Here is a 15692-nt window from a genome sequence, read left to right on the forward strand (position 1 = left end):
TGCGGTACCAAATTTCAGGAAAAATCTCAGAAAAAAGTGCTCAGATAGAGATTGATGCTTGCAGCAGCTACAGAACATCTAAAAATCGACCGCCACAATAACGCCGCCAACACGGGCCGTAATGTAGGGGCGAAGCCCCGAAATGGAGGTCCAGCCAGCTTTGCTGGCGATCGTGCTTGGCTTCGTTATGTACTCTTACTTCAGAGGCCTCTGAATGCGCCATCACATGCTCCACACTTACACGAAATGAACCAAGCAGAGGGCCTGCCATCAGGCGTTGTGCTTTTTGGCTCTACATTGATTGGCGACTCACATCGAGGACAAACTTGATCAATATTATCTCCATATTGAGACTGCCCAAGCGCGATCATTGTAGGTCTCGCTACATCAGGCATGTTGGAAAAATCTATTCCCTTGATATATTTCTCGTACTTATCAGTCATAACAGGTCTGACACATAACGCCCCGCACAAGGGCAGACAAATTAGCGTAGCGTTTTGGCTGTCCCAGCGACCAACGGGAGCGATTGCTGCGGCTTGTTATTGGGGACATTGTTCATTATGCCTATCATACGGGTATGATCGAACTTCACTACAGTTTTGGCCATAACATAAAACTATGATTTCGATGCAGCGATCGTTACCGGTATACAAGTAACTAAAGCTTGGCTCTGGTTTCACTGATGATTTTAAAATAGCTAGCCCTTCTGGAGGTAGATTCTTTCTGGCGAGGTATGTAATTACACTGCTTTTTGCTTGAGCAGCCATTTCTGGAGTTCTAACTTCTGTTGTTTCGTAGCCACCATCACATGCGACTAGCAAGGATGTGGTAATAAGAACTGAGAGTAAATTAAGTGGCTTTAGCACTGTAATTCCTTGGTCCTATAACGCCGCTAGCAAGGGCAGCCGAAGCAACGCGTAGGCTGTCCAGCCCAGCCCCGTAGGGGTTGGGCGAGCTTGCCTAGCCTGGTTATGGTTGGCGCGCTCGGGACCGACTACTAGCACTTTGCCAGCCATAGTTTGGCTGGCCGCTGCCCAACATTTACGAGGAAAGAATACCGCACTTTCCCCAACCAATTCCTATCTTACTGGCACTCCACGAAATTGCACCGAACTACCTCTTTTTACAACACCCGAGCGAACACTCTAGGAGCGAAACTGCTTGAATAGCAATCATTAAAATTGCTCAACACCGGATGCTATTTAGTGGCACTAAACCTTCAGTTACCACGAAAAATCAATAAAACCGACCGCCACAATAACGCCGCTAGCAAGGGCAGCCGAAGCAACGCGTAGGCTGTCCAGCCCAGCCCCGAAGGGGTTGGGCGAGCTTGCCTAGCCTGGTTATGGTTGGCGCGCTCGGGACCGACTACCAGCACTTTGCCAGCCATAGTTTGGCTGGCCGCTGCCCAATATTTACGAGGAAAGAATACCGCACTTTCCCCAACCAATTCCTATTTTACTGGCACTCCACGAAATTGCAGCAGACTGCCCACCTCTACCACACTTGAGCAAATACCCTAGGAACGAAACTGCTTGAATAGCAACCAGTAAAAAGGGCTCAATACCGGCTGCAATTTAGTGGCACTAAAGCTTCAGTTACCACGAAAAATCAATGAAGCCGACCGCCACAATAACGCCCCAATAACCGGCAGCTGGAACGCAGCGAAGCGTAGTGCAAGCTGTCCGGCGCCGAAGGCGCGTAGTTAATTGGCTTGTTATGCATGACGCTATATGGGTAGCATTTCATTTAGTGTCACACGTAATTCGTTGGTGATTTCTAGAGCGTGCTCTCGTTGAATATCCTCTGACTCACCCCTACGAACTAATTTTTCTAATTCAGCCACGTAGCTAACTAGTGGCACGATCTCTGAATCAGCTAGAGCCTTTTCCGAGGCATAAAGTAGTACAGAGACATCGATCACCTTGCATTCACGATCAAATAGCCGATCTAGTGCATCGAATATATTTTCAAGAATCTGCTTTTCTACTTGATTCATACTTTTGTTTTTATTGATGCATAACGCTCGGTCTAAGTTTTATACACAAGTGAACCAGTGAAAATTACTACTCTGATAAGCTCTACAAGAGTATTGAGAGCTTCAACTCTATCTACTACAGGCAAGATCAGATACCTAAGTAGAGAGGGATACTGGTGATTGTTTAATCAATATGCGTTCTACTCCAGGGAAAGCGCTAGATTTAGCGTAAAACTCAAGCGCTTTTGGTCTTATAGACGGTTAAATTTCATTCATTCCAGTCGGGAAATTAGGCTATTTCTCTGTATGAGACTTTGAATAGGATTCAAATATGTGTATAAAACACAGCGCTCGGTTTAGGGGCGGCCGGAGCACAGCGTAGGCCGTCCCAGCCGCGCCTTTCGCGGCGATTACAACCGCTTGTTAGGTGGTTGTTGCCGGAGTGCATATAGGCCTGTCACGCACACCAACCACCAGAATACTACGAAGAATACCAGAAAAAACGATGCACCACTGTAAGGGCTACCAGGACTAATCGCTAGTTTTGGCGATAACGCTGGAAAGCCACTTTGTAGCAACCATAACGGTGGACCAATAAAAATATCTCTGACATTGTGCCAAATCCCTCCAGCTCCATCCGTGACAAAACTTATTGCTGCGAATAGCAATGCTAGGGCCAGACCTAGTAAGAATAAAAAACTTATTCGCCTCATGACCTATTGCCACCTAACATTTATATAATGGTCATCATGACCACTATTATCTTGACTACTATTTCTAATGCAAATTTATGCCAACACGCCATCTTCTTCCACTAAATCAATAGATTGCAATCACTTAGTACTACCGACCCATCTAGAAAAATGATCATCATGACCACTATCCCCAATTTCAGCCACCCTTTCAACCCACTGATTTTGAAGCACTTTCCCGTAAGTTTGAATAACTCAAAAAAATAACAATCACAGTGACCATAAATCCTGTGCTGACCTCCCCACTCAGACTACCCATCCACCAACACCCGCCAAACCACCCCATCATCCGCCAGCCGCTTGCGCACCGTATAGGCGACACCACCCAACGTAATCACTGCCTCTGAGTTGTAAGTACCCACTTCACTCACCAGCAGGCTCAACTCAATGCGCGCCACCCGCAAACGATCATCCTCCTCAAAAAATAAATATTTTATCAGTTAACGCATCGCTCCCATTCGCCAGCTAATAAACCACCAGCATCTAATACCTCATCCTCAGCAACCATGCCGCCTCCCTCGTATAAAGAGAGACATAGTTTTACACGAGACTCTTCACCGTAAAAGTCTATCGAAAAATCAATTTGATTATTTACTAATTTATATTCACCTTGAAGATTTCTGTTATTTGCAATTTTATTTATTGGTGGACATTCATCAATCAAGTCGCTTACATCCCAAAATACATGACCACTTGACGAGAAGTAAAAATAGTAATAATCATACCCACCTCCATTCCAAACAATTTTCCTAAATAAATACGGAATCATAACTAATCTCTTAGATTGGAGCGACTGAACACATAACATTTATATAGTGGTCATCATGACCACTATTATCTTGACTACTATTTCTAATGCAAATTTACGCCAATACGCCATCTTCTTCCCCCCCTGTGTCAGGATAGTTGTCGCCTCTTTAAAATGAAAAAGTAAGACAGGGGGCGGTAAGAGGAGCAAATGCCCCGTTACTCAATAGAACGCAAAGCCTCAGTGCTTAAGAAGCTGCTGCCACCGGATAATCGGCCTATCCCAGAGTATAAAGGCGAAGTCATTCGATATTCCATCACGACAACTTTTCAACCGATAAGCACAAGCCAGCGCTTGCCGATATCAATACCACCCCGCTCCAGCTTATAGCTCCTGAATATCTATCCGCATTACAAGCAGTCGTTACAGACGCAACCGAATAGACTCAACCTCCGCTACCCAAGTCCATACAGCGGCTTCTCCAGCACCTATACCGAGTAGGGGCCTAAGTTTCACAATAAAGCCGCACATCGACACAGGCATCCCATATAATGGCAGGCTACTCTGTTTTTATTAGTATTTTGCGCCACCATTTATGTCCGAATTTAGTACCCACCGTTTCTGTACCGCACCACTACTGGATTGGAGTGACCGGCACTGCCGCTATTTGTGGCGCCTGCTGAGTAAGCGTGCGCGCCTGTATTCAGAAATGGTGACGACCGGAGCAATACTCCACGGGGACCGCCAGCGCCATTTACAGTTCGATGCCGCAGAGCAACCTGTCGCCCTGCAACTGGGAGGCAGTGACCCCCGCGAACTGGCGGAATGCGCCCGCATCGCCGAGGAGTGGGGCTACGCCGAAATCAACCTCAACTGTGGCTGCCCCAGTGACCGGGTCCAGTCCGGGCGTTTCGGCGCCTGCCTGATGGCGGAGCCGGATGTGGTTGCCGCAGGGCTCAGTGCCATGCGCGAAGCGGTATCTATCCCGGTTACGGTCAAGCACCGTATCGGTATCGACGATATGGAGGACTATCCCGGCCTGACCCGCTTTGTAGAGACCCAGGCCAGTGCCGGTGTGGACACCTTTATCGTGCACGCGCGCAAAGCCTGGCTGAAGGGACTGAGCCCCAAGGAAAACCGTGAGATCCCGCCTCTCAATTACGATATGGTCTACCAGCTGAAAAAAGACTACCCCCAGCTGCAAATTGTCATTAATGGTGGTATCAACTCAATTGAGGAGTGCCAGCAACATTTAAGCCATGTGGATGGTGTTATGCTGGGGCGCGCGGCCTACCAAACCCCGACGATTCTGGCCCAGGTAGACAGCCAGTTATTTGACGGCGAGGCCGGCCCGGACGCCATCCAGGTAGTAGAGCAGATGCTGCCCTATATCGAGGGGGAGATGCAGCGCGGACAGCGCTTGAACCATATCACCCGGCATATGCTCGGCTTATTCCAGGGATTGCCCGGGGCACGGCGCTTTCGCCGCCACTTGAGTGAGAATGCCCACAAACCGGGCGCCGGTCCCGAAGTACTGGAGCAGGCGCTGGCCCTGATCACCCGGGCCGCTTAGAACACGATGGCTATACAAACCGATAAAAGTATTTAAGGGAGGAGTAATGAATAAGTTGGAGCAACTCAAACAGCGCAGCCAGGTTGTGGCCGATACGGGCGATATTGAAGCGATTCGCCGCTATCGCCCCCAGGATGCAACGACCAACCCCTCCCTGCTATTTAAAGCCGCTCAGCTTCCCCAGTACAACGATCATATCGCCGAGGCCCTGGTGTGGGCCGAGGACCGCCAGAACGGTTCAAACCCGGAAGACATTGCGCGCCTGGCCGCCATCAAGCTGGCCGTCAATATTGGCACTGAGATCTTACAACTGGTGCCCGGGGTAGTCTCCACTGAAGTTGACGCGCGCCTCTCATTTGATACCCGCGCCACTATCGACTACGCGCGCCATCTGATCGCCCTTTACGAGCGCGCCGGTATTGCCAAGGAGCGGGTGCTGATCAAGATCGCCTCGACATGGGAGGGCATTGCCGCCGCCTCGGTACTGGAGCGCGAGGGAATTCACTGCAATCTGACCCTGCTGTTCAACCAGGCCCAGGCAATTGCCTGTGCCGAGGCCGGAGTGACCCTGATCTCGCCCTTCGTCGGTCGAATCCTCGATTGGCATATTGCCAACAGCGATCGCGAGGCGTTTTCGGCACAAGAGGATCCCGGCGTAATCTCGGTGCGCAATATCTACGAGTACTACAAATCGCGGGATTACAAGACCATTGTGATGGGCGCCAGCTTCCGCAATACCGGCGAGATCGAGGCTTTGGCGGGCTGCGATCGGCTGACTATCAGCCCCCAGCTGCTCCAGGCCCTGGAGGACAGTGAAGCGCCTCTCGCCGCCGGCCTGCCCCCGGTCTCCGCATCCCTGTCCCGTCCGGCACAGGACCTGGCGGAAGCCGAGTTCCGCTTCCAGCTAAATAGCGATGCTATGGCCACGGAAAAGCTCGCCGATGGCATCCGCAATTTTGTGAAGGATCAGGAGCGCTTAGAGCTATTGTTACAGGATCGGGTAAAGGGACAGCAGAACATCCATGCTGCAACAAATCCGCAAGCTGTTTGAACAAATCGGCAATAGCGCTGATGTAGAGGCACGGGATGAAAAAGACGTGCGGATGATCAGCGCAGCGCTTTTGGTCGAGGTTGCCACCGTCGATCAAAAACTCGATAAGTGTGAGCGGGATACGCTCACACAACTCCTGTGCCAGCACTACGCGCTGGATCTCCCCAGCGCGAGCAAGATCGTTGCCGAAGCCATTGCCCAGCGGGACCAAGCCACCTCCCTCTTCGAGTTTACCCAGACGGTAAACGAGCAATTCAGTGAGAGAGACAAGTACCTGCTGATTCTACAGATGTGGCAGGTGGCCTTTTCGGATAGTGTTATCGAGGCGTTTGAAGAGCACCTGATTCGCAGGGTGGCAGAGTTAATTTACCTGCCACACGGGCTCTTTACCAAAGCCCGCGCCGAGGCGAGGGATATGCAGTGCCGCTAGCGGTTGTCAGAACTGGGCACTGGGAGTGAATAGGCGCTAGTGATACTGCACTGAAGGCTCGGCGAGCGGGGAGCACTCGCGCTCCAGGGTATGCACCAGATCGCGAAAAGTCTCGGCGTTTTGCTCGTTCATACTCATCAGCACCCGGTGGGCTTCCAGCACTTTTTCCCGCGCGGCGCACTCATCGGGGCTATTACACACCAGCGGTGTTGTGGGTACACTCAGGTCGTGAATCGCATCGCTGATTTCAACCAGTGAATCAAAGCCCATCGCATCCAGCAGGTGGCGGATACCTTTGCCCGCCGAGAAGATCAGCGGCTTGTCACAGCCCCGCTCCAGGGCGCGCATAGCGATTTTCGCCATCAGACCCAGGGTCGTGCTATCGACACCTTCTGCGCCACCGAGATCAAATGCCACACCGGCAAAATCACCTCGCGCAAACATATTGTCGATAAAGCTATCAAATGAGGTACAGAGGTTGAGACGGACATCACCTACTAACTTGATGACATAAATGCCCCGATGGGCCCCAACCATAATTTGCCCGGACTGCATAAAAACCCCTGGCTCACCCGAGTACACCTTTTGATATCAGTGCAGGCGGATGGCAAAAGTTCACTGGTAGAGAACACAATCGCGTTTAGCGTTTTTGGCGCCTCGTGCAATTTTGTGCATAAAGTGGGCGGAGCTTACTCCTGACCATGCAGACTGACAAGTGCGATAAAGCATAAAATTCGACTTGTCAGTCGAGTTTTTTCGACTGCAATTTTAACCTTTACTCGCAGCCTAAAGTCAGAATCGTAATATCGTCCGGCAGAGCACCAAAAGTATCTATTTTTAGAGTCTGACAGAGCGGTTCGAGCGCCCCTCCGCTCTCTGAAATAGCCTGCAAAAGCTGGGCCTCTTTATCGAGAAGATCCCCTTGCAGTAATTCGAGTACACCATCGGAACAGGCAACCAGACGCCAGCTGGGGGGGAGTTCGGCGCGCATTACCTGCCAGTTGCCCCGCTCAAAAATGCCCAGGGGGCGCCCTTTACCCGGCAACCAGTCCGTTGCGCCAGCAGTCACCAGGGCCGGCATGGGGATCTGCCCGGCAACCGCATAGTGCAACTGCCTGGCACCGCTGTCCACAACGCCTACAAACATGCTGGCGTGCTTGCCCAGCTTGGTGGATAACAGCTCGTTATTCACCAGGCTGAGAATATCGAGCAGGTCATCACTGAGGGAGTCCAGCTGCGCGAACAGCGGGCGCTCCCGCAAGCGATGCATAATGCTGTGCTTTATCAGTGCCGTTACCAGGGCCGAAGATACGCCGTGACCCGATACATCGACCAGATAAAAAGCGACAAAGCGCTCACCGAACAGGCCGTAATCGACAAAGTCGCCGCTCAAATACAGGGAGGGAACCAGCCGGTAGGCCGCTTTTACACCGCTGGGGTATTGGTAGGGCGTGCGCGGCAACAGATGTTGCTGCAGTAAACGGCCGGCTTCCTGGTCCCGGCGCAACAATTCCACATGATCTCGCAGCTCGCTGTTGCGACGCTCAAGCGCCTCTTTATATTCGCGATTCTGTTTGGCGAGATTTTCCTCACCGCTGATTCGGCAGATCATGCGGTCAATCGCTGCCGCTTCTCGCAGGGGCTTTACCAGGTAATCCTTGGCGCCGAGGCGCATCGCCTGAAGTACGTCATTAGCTGCGGCCTCCGGAGCAATAATCACCGCAGCCACCTCTGGCGCTATGCGCTTGATACGGCGCAGCACCTCCAGTCCGCTCATATCCGGCAGGTAGCGATCAATTAATACAATGTGGTATGCGCCGGGGGCGAACTGACTGATAGCGTCTTCGCCGTTGCTGGCGACACTTACCTGAAAGCCAAAACGCGAAAGCGCTCCTCGCAAAAAATTGCGGGAGCGCTCATCGTCAGTTAGCACCAGGCTACTGAGGCCGGCCATAGAAGGCTCTAAACTTTATCTGCCTTAGGTGACAACTCAGTAATCGGAAGCCTCTTCCACCGCTCCCTGATCAATGGCCTCTGCGGCCTCTTCCTCGGTATGCACATCCATTTCACCATCGACAATCAAATAGTCGCGGCGCTGTAGGTAAGCATCCCGCAAAAGCACATAGCGATCTCCGTGCAGCAGAGACTCCGCTTGCAGGAGGCTAGCACGGCTCTGGATAATGTCCGTCCCCTTAAAAACATACTTGGTCGCGTCGTGATCCACATAGGTCAAGGGGTTGGTGTAGTAATCCACGACTTTGGCCGGGGTATCCCGCACCGTGGATGGCCCGAGTAACGGCAGCACCAGGTAGGGGCCGGACGGCACTCCCCAAACGGCCAGGGTCTGACCGAAGTCCTCGCCATCCCCCTGCTCCAGGCCTATATGCTGGGCGACATCCAGAACACCGGCAATGCCCACGGTGGAATTTACCAGGAAGCGGCCGGCGTCATTGCCCGCCTGGCCCCACTTACCTTGCAATACATCGTTAAAGGTATTGCTGACTTCACGCAGGTTGTCGAAAAAATTACTGACACCGTGCTGAATGAAAATCGGGGTAATTTGGCGATAGCTGACAGCGGCGGGCTTCAATACGTAGCGATCGGCGCCATCGTTAAAGGAGAATATGGCGCGGTTAAAACCTTCCCAGGGGTCGCGAAGTGATAAATCCTCCCCCTCGGCACCACCAAATTCATCGGCGGGATCAAAGCCGTACTCATCTTCGAGAGACAGGCCCCCACTATCGCTATTGGCACTCTCCGCTGCGCTGCTATCTACCGCTGCCGGGGCTTGAGCTGCGCCCGCAAACGGATCTTGTTGCGCTAACGCTCCTACTGGCGTAACAGCGATCAGAGTTGCCATTAACCAGGGCGATAAAGTTTTGCTTCCAAGCACAACCCTGCTCCTCTTTTATCAAACTAGTGAGACCAAGGATTCTAACGCCCTCGTAATTCGTAAGCTACCCTCGGCAGCATAGCAGCTGGGATTTGCCAAAGATAAAGGAGTTTCAGGCAAGCACAGATCAGGCCTGAAAACCGGCAATAATCCCTTTATTTAGCAGCTTTTCTAACAAATCAGAACCAAAACCAAACAAAGAGTCACGACTAATATTAGGCAATTCCTGAGCCATTTGTTCCAAAATTTGTAAGCCGGTGTAATTGCCCACCGAAGCCAACTGCAGCAAGCGGGCAGTGACCGCATTGACCTCCATAAAATTCACCCTGTCTGCACGATCCCGGTAGACAAACAGAAACGTCGCCGTCTCCGGTGGCTCTTGGGGCTGAAAATCAGGCCCTAAGCGGTGCACCGGGTAGCGGTAGCTGAGGCTCCATACCAGCGGGGAGACAACGGGAACCTGCCGCAGAACATCACCCTCAGTGAGCAGTCCCTGCGGCTGCGGCACATCGCTGACATCGAGGGCCAGTTCCACCCATTCATAGTGCGCAAGCTCCAACAGAAACGGCGGGTCTTGGGGTTGCTCACCCCGCTCATTTTGCAAATAGGCGAGGAACTCTTCACTGATCTGCAAAAAATAGGGGCTGACGGATGTGTGCTCGCAGACAAAATCCCGCACCATTTGCTGCCAGTTTTCATCGCTGTAAAGGCTGCGCAACACCGGAAAGCCGCTGGCAATAAAGGATTCAATATTGTTGTAAATCAAATCCCGATAAATAGCGACACGCCGATCTTCAATTTCGGCAGGTGGCAAAACCCGCTCGGGCGCGCGCAAGTGGGCGGCAAAATCCCGCTGCACACGCTTAAAAGTTTCCGGCTTATCGGCGATTGAGGGCATAGTTTCCTTCCACCTGCTGGCTGGCCTGAATCGTCTTAATACGCCCGACTTCTTCGAGTAATGTGGCAATAGGGGGAATATTAAAATCCCGCTCCAGGAGCGTCGGCACTACACCGTGAATTTCATAGGCGCGCTCAAGTAGCTCCCACACCGGATCGATCACCGCAGCACCGTGCGTGTCCACTTTTAAATCCTCCGCCTCATCATAGTGCCCGGCAATATGCGCGTAGCGGATTCTCTCTGTGGGCAGTGCGGAGAGAAATTCGAGGGGGGCGTAGCGGTGATTAATGGAATTGACATAAATATTGTTTACATCCAGCAGCAAATCACAGTCCGCTTCTTGCAGCACCGCAGTCAAAAAGGCCAACTCACTCATTTCCTGGCCCGGTGCCGCGTAGTAGGACACATTTTCCATCGCGATGCGCTCCCCCAGTGCGTCCTGCACCATGCGAATTCGCTCGGACACATACATCACCGCTTCCTGGGTAAAGGGAATTGGCAACAAATCGTACAGGTGGCCGTGATCGGAGCAGTAACTCAAATGCTCACTGTAGCCGCGAATATTGTGCTGCTGGATAAATTTTTTAATAGCGCCCACCAGCTCCATATCGAGTGGTTCCGGTGCGCCGATAGACAGCGATAAACCGTGCAGCAGAAAGGGAAAACGCTCGGTATATTCCCTAAACCAGCGCCCATAGCGGCCGCCGACACCAATCCAGTTTTCCGGCGCGACTTCGAGGAAATCCACTGCACCGGTTTCGAGATTCTCCCCCATCATTGAACGGCGCAGCCCAAATCCTGCACCGTCTACGGAAAAGTTGCGCAACACTTTAGGTCTCACTTTTCTCAGTAGTCAATAAATAACCGGGAGGAACACGAATGCGCCCCTCCCTTTTGGGCTCTGGTAAAAATTACCCGCCGCACTTACCTTCGCCGCACTTACCTTCTTTTTTCTTGCCTTCGCCGCACTTACCTTCGCCGCATTTACCTTCTTTTTCCTTGCCCTCGCCGCACTTACCTTCGCCGCACTTACCCTCTTTCTCTTTATCATCGCCATCATGACTGGCCAATGCCACGTTGTAGCCAGAACTCAGGTCCTCTGCCGCAAAGGGGTTGGCATCACTGTTGGCGGCAGAGACATTCATCGCCGCCGATGCAATAAATGCCGCGCCAACCGCAGCGGCCACAGGGGAAAGGTGCTTGTTGCTCATGGGTAATCTCCTAATTAGGTATCCTTAGCAATAAAAAGTACAAGAGACTCTTTTCGACTTCGCAGAAGTATAATGCTGCGAAGCAAGAACCCCTCATCAAATAAAGCCCGCCACAAAATAACCGCTATCAAGCGGTCATTCTGGGCTCCAGGCCTACTTTCAGTACTTCTGTCGGCTTATCCTTTAAAATCTTACAGTCGATCAAATTTTTTTTGTGACCCCGCCTCCATAGCGAGCATCAGCCGAGCAAACCCTTCCCATCAATTTCTGTCCACGCCTTACTCAGACGCTTGGACGATACCGGCATCAGGGTTTTTAGGGTCTGCGCAAATAAGGAAACACGGAATTCCTCCAACATCCAGCGAAATTCGCGCAATTCAGCCTCTGCGGAGACTTCTCTGAACGAATATTTCTCCACTTGCGTCTGATAGGGCTCCGCTGCTTTCTGATACTCAACCTGCAACTTGCGGTCGCGGTTAGGGTCGAGAGCGGCCTTTTCCAAACGCAGTGCAACCGCCTTCAGGTAGCGGCCGTACTGGCGCAACCACGCCAGCGGGGTGTCAAACAGGCAACCGCGATAGAAGAGGCCCGCCAGCTGCTGCTGGATATCCCCCACCGCCATCGCGACTGCCAGGTTTTTCTGCTGCTTGATTTGTTTACGCAGGGGCACCAGCTGGGCCAGAGCCTTGACCAGCAGATCGCCAATCTCCTGGGCCACCCCCACCAGATCGCCGTCATTTTCCAGCGCGGAGAGAAACTCCGCTTCAGTGCGCGGCCACGTCTCTTCAGCCCAGAATACCTCGCGCACCGCCGCCATCAGGATATCGTCGGCCACCTCTTCACGGCGCCCCAGATCGGCGGCGGAAAGCCCCAACTCCTTGCCGCGCAGCAGCTCTTTGCGCAGGTACTTCACCTTCTCCGGCAGGTGCAACAGGGCCAAACGGCAAATACCGGCTCGACTGAGCCTGCGGGCCTCGCTGGGGTTATCCAGTAGCTTCAGAGAGACACTGTCTTTCTCCTCAACCAGGGCCGGGTAAGCCCGCACCTTGAGGCCACCCTGGTTGAGGGTGTGGGTTTCCGGAAGATCACCGAAATCCCAGCGGGTGATCCCCTGCCGCTCAAAGCTGTCGCCGGCACTGGCCAGTCCCTGCTGCACCCGGTCGCGATAGCGCGCCTGCAACAGGGCCAGATCGCGGTCCTGGTCCAGCAGTTTGCCGGCCTCATCCATCACCTGGATATTGAAGCGGTAATAATCTTCCAGAGCCCGCTCGGCGGACTCCCACATGTCATCGGGTAACTGTTGTGCCGTCTGGCGCTTCAACTCCAGCGCCAGCGACTGCCACAGCGGTGTGTTGTCCGCGCGCAGTCGCGGCAAAGCCTTATCTACCGCAGCCGGCACCGGCACAAAGTACTTGCGCCACTGTTTCGGCAGGGCTTTTACCAGGGCAATGCATTTATCCCGCAGAATCCCCGGCACCAACCAGGAGAGGCGGGCTGCCGGCACCTGGTGCAATGCCGCCACCGGTACCTGAATGCTGACGCCATCATCCACACTGCCCGGCTCGAAGTGGTAGCTGAGCGGATAGACGATACCGCCCGCTGCCAACTCATCGGGGAATTGAGCTTCACCCACGTGATCGGCACTCTGCTGCATCAATAGATCGCGGGGGATAAACAGCAGCTGGGTATCGCCGGCTTCCGCTTTCTTGCGCCAGTGCTCAAACCCTGCCAGATTGACGATATCCGCAGGGATACGCTCATCGAAGAAGCGGTATACCACTTCGTCATCCACCAGAATATCCCGGCGGCGGGATTTGGCTTCCAGCTCTTCCAGGGACTTTAAAAGGTCGAGGTAGTGCTTATAAAAGCGCCCCTTGCCGCGATAGCGCTGCTCCACCAGTGCCTGGCGAATAAACACTTCCCGCGAAGTTTGCGGGTCCAGTTTGCCGTAGGGGATTCGGCGTTTTTCCACCAGCACCAAGCCGTAAAGGGAGACCTTCTCAAAGGCCATCACCTGCCCGGAGCGGGTATCAAAATGGGGCTCAAAATAATTGCGTTTAACCAGGTGTTGCGCGGCGGCCAATATCCACTCGGGCTCCACCTTGGCGACCGTGTGGGCAAACAGGCGGCTGGTCTCCAGCAACTGGGCGGACACCACCCAGCGGGGAGGTTTTTTAAATTGCCCGGAACCGGGGAAAATATGGAAACGACGATTGCGGCAACCGTTAAACTCTTTGTTTTCATCGCGCGCGCCAATATTGCCCAGCAAACCGACCACTATGGCCTGGTGTATCGCCTGGTATTCCGCCGGCTCTTTATTTTCCTTCACATCGAGATCGCGACAAGCCACGCGCAGCTGGTGGTGGATATCTCGCCACTCGCGCATACGCAGCCAGGACAGGAAGTTTTTCTGGCACCACTTGCGCAGCTGGTTTTGACTCAGCTCCTGGCGCTGGGCCTCAAAGGCATCCCACAACTGAACAAAGGATAGAAAGTCCGATTGCTCATGCTGCCACTGGCGATGCTTTTCATCGGCGGCCTGGCGTTTTTCCGCCGGGCGCTCGCGCGGGTCCTGCACCGCCAGGGCGGCGACAATAATTAACAGTTCGCGCGCACTGCCATTCTCCGCCCCCGCCAGCAACATACGGCTCAGGCGCGGGTCCAGGGGCAGCCTCGACAGAGCCCGCCCCAATGGGGTGACTCTGCCCTGCCCATCCACCGCCTGTAACTCCTGCAACAGCTTATAGCCGTCGTTGATCAGGCGCGGGTCCGGTGGATCGACAAAAGGAAATTCACGAATATCGCCAATGCGCAGCTGCAACATTTGCAGAATGACTGCGGCCAGATTGGTGCGCAGGATTTCCGCATCGGTAAATTCCGCGCGCTGGGCAAAATCCCGCTCTTCATACAAGCGCACGCAGACACCGGCGCTGACACGACCGCAGCGGCCGGCGCGCTGGTTGGCGCTGGCCTGGGAAACCGGCTCGATAGGCAGGCGCTGAATTTTGCTGCGGTAGCTGTAGCGGCTGACACGGGCGGTGCCCGGGTCGATCACATAGCGAATGCCCGGCACCGTAATAGAGGTCTCCGCCACATTAGTGGCGAGGACAATACGGCGGCCTTTATGGCCGTGAAAAACTTTGGCCTGCTCCGCCAGGCTCAGGCGCGCATACAAAGGCAGCACCTCCAATTGCGCTATCTGTGCATCGCGCAGGGCCTTGGCGCACTCGCGGATCTCCCGCTCGCCGCTCATAAATACCAGGATATCCCCACCGCGCCGACTGCTGGATTTCTCCTCGTGCAGCAACTCCTCCACGGCGGCGACAACCTGCTCGTTGAGATCTGCATCCGTATCCGCTGCAGGGCGGTAGTGTACTTCCACCGGGTAGGTACGACCGGAAACCTCGATAATCGGCGCATCGTCAAAGTGCCGGGAAAATTTTTCCAGGTCGATAGTGGCCGAGGTAATAATCAGTTTCAGATCTGGGCGCTTGGGCAGGAGGGTTTTCAAATAGCCCAGCAGGAAATCAATATTGAGGCTGCGCTCATGGGCCTCATCGATAATCAGCGTGTCGTATTTATTTAACAGCGGGTCGCGCTGAATTTCAGCCAGCAGAATACCGTCTGTCATCAGTTTGACATGGGTATGCTCGGTACTGTGGTCGGTAAAGCGCACCTGGTAACCGACCGATTCCCCCAGGGGTTGCTGCAACTCCTCGGCGATGCGGCTGGCCACCGTGCGCGCGGCAATTCTGCGCGGCTGGGTGTGGCCGATCTGACCGTAAATACCCCGCCCCAGGGACAGACAGATTTTTGGCAACTGGGTGGTTTTACCCGAACCGGTCTCACCGGCAATCACCACCACCTGGTTTTTCTCGATCTGTGCGGCAATTTCCTCCCGCCGCGCCACCACCGGCAGCGCCTCCGGCCACTGTACTTCGGGTAATTTGCGCCGGCGCTCTTGCGCCAGGGACTCAGACGCTTGGAGCTGCTGCTCCAGCTGAACCAGCATACGGTCTACCGGCTTGCCCTCTTTCTGGCGCCGGCGCACATTTTTGACCGTCCTGCGCAATCCATAGCGATCGCGCCCCATGGCCGTGGAGATTCGGGCTTGCAGGGCACCCAGAACTTTTTCTGCTTCGGTGTGACTCATAATTC

13 protein-coding genes are annotated in these 15692 nt (G+C 53.7%); 3 read left to right on the forward strand and 10 right to left on the reverse strand.

Annotated elements, in window-relative coordinates; translation table 11 throughout:
• Positions 1 to 1729: 1729 nt before the first annotated feature.
• From ACJJIF_RS10785 to ACJJIF_RS10795, 3 genes are all read right to left on the reverse strand, one after another.
• Positions 1730 to 1999 (reverse strand): hypothetical protein, encoded by a 270-nt coding sequence (locus ACJJIF_RS10785; RefSeq protein ID WP_444932216.1) that lies wholly within the window; start codon positions 1997 to 1999, stop codon positions 1730 to 1732.
• A gap of 982 nt (positions 2000 to 2981) precedes the next feature.
• Positions 2982 to 3134: a hypothetical protein gene (locus ACJJIF_RS10790; RefSeq protein ID WP_444932217.1), complete on the reverse strand. Its 153-nt coding sequence runs from the start codon at positions 3132 to 3134 to the stop codon at positions 2982 to 2984.
• Between the two features lie 32 nt (positions 3135 to 3166).
• Positions 3167 to 3499, reverse strand: a complete 333-nt coding sequence (locus ACJJIF_RS10795) for a hypothetical protein (RefSeq protein ID WP_444932218.1) — start codon at positions 3497 to 3499, stop codon at positions 3167 to 3169.
• Between the two features lie 574 nt (positions 3500 to 4073).
• On the opposite strand from ACJJIF_RS10795, the gene dusA reads away from it, so the two are divergent.
• Genes dusA through ACJJIF_RS10810 form a run of 3 tightly spaced genes read left to right on the forward strand, consistent with a single transcriptional unit; the run spans position 4074 to position 6532 of the window.
• Positions 4074 to 5051: a tRNA dihydrouridine(20/20a) synthase DusA gene (gene dusA, locus ACJJIF_RS10800; protein WP_444932219.1), complete on the forward strand. Its 978-nt coding sequence runs from the start codon at positions 4074 to 4076 to the stop codon at positions 5049 to 5051.
• Positions 5052 to 5097: 46 nt separating this feature from the next.
• The gene (gene tal, locus ACJJIF_RS10805; RefSeq protein WP_444932220.1) at positions 5098 to 6102 is read left to right on the forward strand and encodes a transaldolase; all 1005 of its coding nucleotides are present in this window, start codon (positions 5098 to 5100) and stop codon (positions 6100 to 6102) included.
• Positions 6074 to 6532: a tellurite resistance TerB family protein gene (locus ACJJIF_RS10810; protein WP_444932221.1), complete on the forward strand. Its 459-nt coding sequence runs from the start codon at positions 6074 to 6076 to the stop codon at positions 6530 to 6532. The genes tal and ACJJIF_RS10810 overlap by 29 nt, the downstream gene beginning before the upstream one ends.
• 36 nt (positions 6533 to 6568) lie before the next feature.
• Here ACJJIF_RS10810 and ACJJIF_RS10815 read toward each other — a convergent pair whose 3' ends face one another.
• From ACJJIF_RS10815 to hrpA, 7 genes are all read right to left on the reverse strand, one after another.
• Positions 6569 to 7087 (reverse strand): STAS domain-containing protein, encoded by a 519-nt coding sequence (locus ACJJIF_RS10815; protein ID WP_444932222.1) that lies wholly within the window; start codon positions 7085 to 7087, stop codon positions 6569 to 6571.
• Positions 7088 to 7307: 220 nt separating this feature from the next.
• Positions 7308 to 8486 carry a PP2C family protein-serine/threonine phosphatase gene (locus tag ACJJIF_RS10820; RefSeq protein ID WP_444932223.1) on the reverse strand — a complete coding sequence of 393 codons (1179 nt, stop codon included), beginning with the start codon at positions 8484 to 8486 and terminating at the stop codon, positions 7308 to 7310.
• 36 nt (positions 8487 to 8522) lie between these two features.
• On the reverse strand, positions 8523 to 9425 hold the full coding sequence (locus ACJJIF_RS10825) for an MlaA family lipoprotein (protein WP_444932224.1): 903 nt from the start codon (positions 9423 to 9425) through the stop codon (positions 8523 to 8525).
• A 127-nt stretch (positions 9426 to 9552) separates the two neighbouring features.
• Entirely contained in the window at positions 9553 to 10323 is a 771-nt protein-coding gene (locus ACJJIF_RS10830) for an HvfC family RiPP maturation protein (protein WP_444932225.1), read from the reverse strand.
• Positions 10304 to 11149, reverse strand: coding sequence for an HvfB family MNIO-type RiPP peptide maturase (locus ACJJIF_RS10835; RefSeq protein ID WP_444932342.1), 846 nt, complete (start codon positions 11147 to 11149; stop codon positions 10304 to 10306). The genes ACJJIF_RS10830 and ACJJIF_RS10835 overlap by 20 nt, the downstream gene beginning before the upstream one ends.
• A gap of 85 nt (positions 11150 to 11234) precedes the next feature.
• On the reverse strand, positions 11235 to 11534 hold the full coding sequence (locus ACJJIF_RS10840; RefSeq protein WP_444932226.1) for an HvfA family oxazolone/thioamide-modified RiPP metallophore: 300 nt from the start codon (positions 11532 to 11534) through the stop codon (positions 11235 to 11237).
• Between the two features lie 238 nt (positions 11535 to 11772).
• Positions 11773 to 15687, reverse strand: a complete 3915-nt coding sequence (gene hrpA, locus ACJJIF_RS10845) for an ATP-dependent RNA helicase HrpA (RefSeq protein ID WP_444932227.1) — start codon at positions 15685 to 15687, stop codon at positions 11773 to 11775.
• Between the last annotated feature and the right edge of the window lie 5 nt (positions 15688 to 15692).

The organism is Microbulbifer regidiadema (SeqCode) (assembly GCF_052467605.1).